Origin of the sequence: Thermogemmatispora sp. (assembly GCF_019683755.1) — a bacterium.
Lineage (GTDB): Bacteria > Chloroflexota > Ktedonobacteria > Ktedonobacterales > Ktedonobacteraceae > Thermogemmatispora.
Window position 1 is genome coordinate 1 of record NZ_JADGHT010000276.1, and the last position, 6,325, is coordinate 6,325.

Annotated in this window: 3 protein-coding genes and 1 pseudogene; 1 reads left to right on the forward strand and 3 read right to left on the reverse strand. The window is 59.5% G+C overall.

Annotated elements, in window-relative coordinates:
• Positions 1–109: 109 nt before the first annotated feature.
• The 3 genes and pseudogenes from aceA to IRZ24_RS19875 all read right to left on the reverse strand — a co-directional run.
• A complete protein-coding gene (gene aceA / locus IRZ24_RS15380) occupies positions 110–1,423 on the reverse strand; it encodes an isocitrate lyase (protein WP_366914316.1) in 1,314 nt (437 codons plus the stop codon).
• A gap of 287 nt (positions 1,424–1,710) precedes the next feature.
• Positions 1,711–4,566, reverse strand: coding sequence for a preprotein translocase subunit SecA (secA, locus tag IRZ24_RS15385; RefSeq protein WP_366914317.1), 2,856 nt, complete (start codon positions 4,564–4,566; stop codon positions 1,711–1,713).
• Positions 4,567–4,914: 348 nt separating this feature from the next.
• Positions 4,915–5,112: pseudogene (locus tag IRZ24_RS19875) on the reverse strand (hypothetical protein); the annotation flags it as partial.
• Between the two features lie 972 nt (positions 5,113–6,084).
• On the opposite strand from IRZ24_RS19875, the gene IRZ24_RS15390 reads away from it, so the two are divergent.
• A partial coding sequence (locus IRZ24_RS15390) for an L-lactate permease (protein WP_297165817.1) occupies positions 6,085–6,325 on the forward strand: 241 nt, incomplete at its 3' end.

Here is a 6,325-nt window from a genome sequence, read left to right on the forward strand (position 1 = left end):
TCCGTCGTTTTCCCCCCCATTGTACGACATCGGTGCAGGCACGCTCAAGCGCGTCGGCGTTCGCCGCTACCCGTCAGGAGTGACCAGAAGATGGATGGATGAAGGGAGATCAGTGGAATTGTTCTGCTTCGGTTGAACCAGCCAGGGCCACGGTTGAAGCCTGGCCACCGGAGATGACCATCGCTACCTCATCAAAGTAGCCGGTGCCAACCTCGCGCTGATGGCGCGTGGCAGTATAGCCATCACGCTCCAGAGCAAATTCTTCTTCTTGCAGGTCGGCATAAGCCGCCATGCCACGCTGGCGATAGCCCAGCGCCAGTTTGAACATGCTTTGATTGAGGGCATGGAAGCCGGCCAGGGTCACAAACTGGAATTTGTAGCCCATCTTGCCTAGTTCTTCCTGGAAGGTGGCAATCGTATGGGCATCAAGCTTCTTTTTCCAGTTGAACGAAGGCGAGCAGTTGTAGGCTAGTAGCTTGCCCGGATACTTCTCGTGGATGGCTTCAGCAAAGCGCCGCGCCTCGTCCAGGTTTGGTTCAGAGGTCTCGCACCAAATGAGATCGGCGTAAGGAGCATAGGCCAGCCCGCGGGCGATTGCCGCTTCCAGGCCAGGGCGCGTGCGGAAGTAGCCCTCCGGGGTGCGCTCGCCCGTGAGGAAGGGATGATCTGCCGGATCAACGTCACTGGTGATGAGGGTGGCCGCGTTGGCATCGGTACGTGCAATGAGAATGGTTGGCACCCCCATGACGTCCGCCGCTAAACGGGCGGCAATCAGATTGCGAATGGCCAGGCGCGTAGGGATCAGCACCTTGCCACCCAGGTGACCACACTTCTTTTCTGAGGCAAGCTGGTCCTCAAAGTGCACACCTGCCGCCCCCGCCTCGATCATGGCTTTGGTCAGTTCAAAGACGTTCAGTGGCCCCCCGAAGCCCGCTTCGCCATCAGCCACGATCGGGGCAAACCAGTAAATGTCTCCTTTCCCTTCAGCCTGCTGAATCTGGTCAGCCCGCTGGAGAGCCTGGTTAATGCGCTTGACTACGTGTGGCACGCTGTTGGAGGGGTAGAGGCTCTGGTCAGGATACATCTGCCCCGCCAGGTTGGCATCGGCAGCCACTTGCCAGCCGCTGAGATAGATAGCTTTAAGACCGGCTTTGACCTGCTGAACCGCCTGGTTGCCTGTGAGAGCACCTAGCGCCGCCACGTAGGGCTCGCTATGCAGCAGCTCCCAGAGTCGCTCGGCTCCCATACGCGCTAAGGTGTACTCTATCTGAATGGAGCCGCGCAGACGCACCACATCCTGACCACTGTAGGGCCGCTGAATGCCTTGCCAGCGCGGATCTTCGCGCCAAGAACGCTCCAGCTCCTCGGCACTGGGACCACTGTAGGGCGTCTGTCGCTTTCCATGCGCGCCATTGCCATTCATAGTATATTGACTGCTCATTAGGATCTCTGCTCCTCTCTCCAGAAGCGCTTCGATAAGTTTTGACCTATAGATCTATGGGGCCCGCTCGCTCAATAACAAGGATAACACATGAACAGGCGAAGTTGCCATGAAATAAGTTAAAAGCTGGTAAGCTTTTCAATAACCAAAGACTTATAGGTTGGAGAGACAAAGAGGGGGAGCCGGCTCATCTCGTCTCTTTGCTCTTCAGGACAAGCCGGCTCCCCACCTGGATAGGTGGCCCTCAAGCCAGTCTGGCCTCGATTAGACTAGGCGCCATGACATTTCTTGTACTTCTTGCCGCTGCCGCAGTAGCAGAGGTCGTTACGCCCAATTTTTCGCGGCGGGGCCGCTGGAGCGCTAGCAACCGCTGGGCTGCCACGAGCCGGGCGCCGTCCACTGCTGGCGCGCGGGCGGGTACCGTTGCCATCGCTCTTGGCCTGACCACTGAGGCGCGCGATTTCGTCGATATTGGTGCGCAGGTTGCGCGGCAACTGACGCGGCTTCGGCTGTGGGCGCTGCACAGTTACCGTGATCTCGCCACGCAGCATTCTGAGCAGCCCGTCGACGATGTAGTGCTGAATAGCGCGCTTCAGCTCCTCAAACATGCGATAGGCTTCGTTCTTGAACTCGGTCAATGGATCTCGCTGGCCCACAGCGCGGAACTGGATGCCGGAGCGCATCACATCGAGGGCATCGATGTGATCCATCCAGAGACGATCGACGACCTGCAAGGTGATGGTTCGCTCCAGATCGCGCAGGCTGGGCACACCTTGACCCGCATGCTCCTCCGCCAGTTCATCCAGGCGACGGCCCTGGGCCTCGTAGTGCTCGATGACTAGCTGGCTCAGGCGTTCCTTCAGCTCATCTTTGCGCAGCGCATGCAGGTTCTCCGGCAGGAAGTCCTCGGGAACATGGACCCAGCGTTCAATCTGAGTAAAGAGCAGCTCTAGCTCACTCTCATCGTTGATGGCCTGGCCAGGAATGCAGCGATCAACGAGGGCGCCGATCTCGTTGCGGATCATTTCTAGAATACGCCCGTGCATGTCGGCCCGCTCCAGGACGGCCCGTCGGTCAGCGTAGATGACTTCGCGCTGCTTGGCAATGACGTCGTCATATTCGACGACATGCTTGCGAATGTCGAAGTTGTAGCCCTCGACGCGCGCTTGCGTCTGCTCGATGAAGCGGGTCACCAGGGCGCTCTCCAGGGGCGTATCTTCGTCCATGCCGGCGCGTTCCATGAGCCACGAAGCGCGATCGGCCCCGAAGCGGCGCAGGAGATCGTCCTCCAGCGAGAGATAGAAACGCGAGGAGCCAGGATCACCCTGACGTCCGGCACGGCCACGGAGCTGGTTGTCGATGCGACGCGACTCGTGACGCTCGGTGCCGATGACGTGCAGGCCACCCAATTCGACAACCCGCCGGTGATCCTCCTCACACTCACGAATCAGGCCCTGGAGGATCTCGTTTTTCTCCTCCTCGGTCATCCCTTCAATATACTGGCGGATAGCCTCCTCTTTCTCTTCACGCTCCTCGGGCGTGTTCTCCGGCATCTCACGGATGTAGGCAACCTTCTCAGCATGCTTACGCAGCACGGTGTCAAAGTAGCTGGTGGGATTGCCCCCCAGGAGAATATCGGTACCGCGCCCGGCCATATTGGTGGCAATAGTGACAGCCCCACTGCGCCCGGCCTGGGCGATGATCTGAGCCTCACGCTCGTGGTGCTTGGCATTCAAGACATTGTGGGGAATGCCCTCCAGCGAGAGCAGGTGCGAGAGATGCTCAGATTTCTCGACCGAGGTCGTTCCGACCAGCACCGGCTGCCCGCGAGCATGGCGCTCTTTGATCTCCCTGACTACGGCTCGCCACTTGGCCTCTTCGGTCCGATAGATGAGGTCAGGCAGGTCCTGACGGATCATCGGCTTGTTGGGCGGGATGACGACCACGTCCAGTTTGTAGATCTTGTGGAACTCCTCCGCCTCCGTGATGGCAGTGCCTGTCATGCCCGCTAGTTTGCGATAGAGGCGGAAGTAGTTCTGAAAGGTGATCGTCGCATAGGTGTGGTTCTCGCGTTGGACCTGCACGCCCTCTTTGGCCTCGATCGCCTGGTGCAGCCCTTCGCTGTAGCGCCGGCCCGGCAGCAGTCGCCCAGTGAATTCGTCGACAATGATCACCTGGCCATCTTTGACAATGTAATCGCGATCGCGCTTAAAGAGCACATGCGCCTTGAGGGCGTTCTCCAGGTAGCGCGTCAGATCAAGGTGCTCTTCCGCGTAGAGGTTCTGCGTGCCCAGCATGCGCTCCATCTTCTCGATGCCCTCGTCGGTCAGCATGACCGTGCGCGTCTTCTCGTCGACGGTATAGTCGACCTCGGGCTTGAGCCGCGGCACCAGGCGCGCGAACTTGACGTACAGATCGGTGGATTCAGGACCAGGGCCAGAAATGATGAGCGGCGTGCGCGCCTCGTCGATCAGGATATTGTCGACCTCATCGACGATGGCATAGTTTAACTCGCGCTGCACCAACTGGCTGAGGTCGGTGGCCATGTTGTCGCGCAGGTAGTCAAAGCCGAATTCGTTGTTGGTGCCGTAGGTGATGTCGGCGGCATAGGCAGCACGCCGCTCGGGACTCTGCGGCTCAACAGCGTTGACGATGACGCCCACGCTCATGCCCAGGAAGCGGTAGATCTTTCCCATCCACTCGGCATCACGGCGCGCCAGGTAGTCATTGACTGTGACCACGTGGACGCCCTTGCCAGTGAGAGCATTGAGATAGACGGGCAAGGTGGCCACCAGGGTCTTTCCTTCGCCAGTTTTCATCTCGGCAATTTTGCCCTGATGGAGCACGACCCCACCGATGAGCTGGACGTCGAAGTGGCGCATGTTGAGAACTCGCCGCGCCACTTCACGCACTACGGCGAAAGCCTCGGGCAAGAGATCGTCAAGGGTTTTGCCCTTGTTGCGATAGCGCCGCGCCAGATCCTCGCTCAGAGCCTGCATGGCCTCGGCCTTGTAGGCAACCAGCTCCGGCTGCAGATAGGTAAGAATGCGGCTCAGGAGCCGCTCCAGACGTTCATCAGCCTCATCATCAGGGTTGCGCGACCGCCGGCGCTCCTCTTCAAAAATGGCCCAGGCTTTGGTAAAAGCGCGCTGACGCTCCTCCTCCGGCAGTTGCGCCAGGTCTGGCTCTACTTCCTGAAGTAAGGCCATGATGGCCTCTTCAGGGTTGGGCCCTTCCTCCGGCCATAGCTGCCGCTCCTCCACCAGATCCATGACCGCCTCAACCCGTAGAGCGTTCAGCGCAGGGTTGAGCCGCTCGTAGCCAGCTTCAAACAGCTCGTCAAGAACGTCAGCCAGCCGGTCACGCAGGACCTCCTCCTCATCGCGTCGCCGGTCAAGCTTCTGGCGGTAGTCAGTGATGGCCTCGCGGAGCTGCTCGTCGCTGCAGCGCCCGGCCAGACGATCTACACTGGTGACCGCCTCTCGGAAGAGCTTGAGTAGTTCGTCCTCTAAAACACGCCCTCCTTTGAGATGGAGGGCAAGCTGTGCGCGGAATTCTGCTGTTTTGGCCGCTAGCTCTTCGTCGCTGAGCTTCTGAATCTCGGGCTCGAGTGCGTTGATCCGATCAACAATCGGTTGGATACGCTTGAGTTCGCGCTGGTTGGGATCTCCCAGAATCTTGGTTAACAGTTGCATGTCGCTCTCTTCTCCTGCAGCCCGGCTGGCATGCTCGTCCGTATGACTTGCTGGCTGGTGTTGGCGGGGTGCCCTCTGACGGCGATGCTACCACTTGACCGGCCCATGTTCTTATTCATTATATCATACGGTCTCCTCGGCCAGGCGCAGTGCTGATGACTCTGCCCATCTTGACAGGAGCCTGCAGGTAATGCCACACTCTATAGTAATAAGGCTCTATGACAGGGAGGGAAGGAACGGCCAGAGTAAGCCGCTCTCAGCTCTCTTGTGAAGCTCAGCCGCTCCGATCGATGTTTCACGATCAAGCGGCGTCAGCAGCCCTAGAGGCGAACAGACGGATCGTCGGCTAGTCTATCAGACGGGCCACTGATAGCCAGGCCGGTCTCTGGCTGGCTGACTGGCTGGCCGGGATACACTTCTGGCTTGTTCCCAGCGCCTGCCCCTGCAGCTCCCTTCCCCTCGTTGTCTGCTACGCCTGCCCCCAATGACAACGTCTCCAGCGCCTGGCCTGCTGCCGTCACCCGCCCTTGTCGGTGGGTGAGTGGACAGCATCGGGCAAGGCGGCAAGGCAACGGCCTCAATGAAAGGAGGCGATGGCCCAGTACAAGGCGATCACCGCGGCGCTCTGGCAAGCAGCCAGAGACTCCCCTGCCTACTGACGTACCTACTCTGCGCAACGCAAGGCACGCTCTCTTTGTCTCTGGCACGGCCAGCCAGTTTTCCAGACCAGCCAGACCAGGCCAGCTCAAGCGCAGCGCAGCGCCCGTCTCCCCATAGCAGCAGTGCAGCTAAGCTGAGCCATTATGGCCCTGCCCTGGTACTTGGTGCTGACCAGCGTCGGTCGCCCCTTGGGTCTGGTCTGCGCATTGCGACGAAGAACAGGCACATCGCAAGACACGGAGAGCAGAACCAGGATCACCGTAGTCTGGACGCAAGGAGCAAACAGCGATGTTTCATCAGTTACTGACTCCTGTTGCCAATAATCTCTTTCTCTCCTTCCTCGTCGGGATCATCCCCATTGCCGTTGTTTTAATCCTGCTGGGAGTGGTCCGTCTCTCGGCCTGGCTCTCGGCTCTGGCCGGCCTGATCGTCGGGCTGCTGATCGCCGTCTTTGTCTGGCAGATGCCCTTTCAATTGGCGGCCAGCTCTACCATCAACGGTATGACCTTCGCCCTCTGGCCCGTGATGT

Bases quoted from the DNA above. Each gene is read 5' to 3' on its own strand.
- aceA (WP_366914316.1), bottom strand. From the start codon at position 1,423: ATGAATGGCAATGGCGCGCATGGAAAGCGACAGACGCCCTACAGTGGT.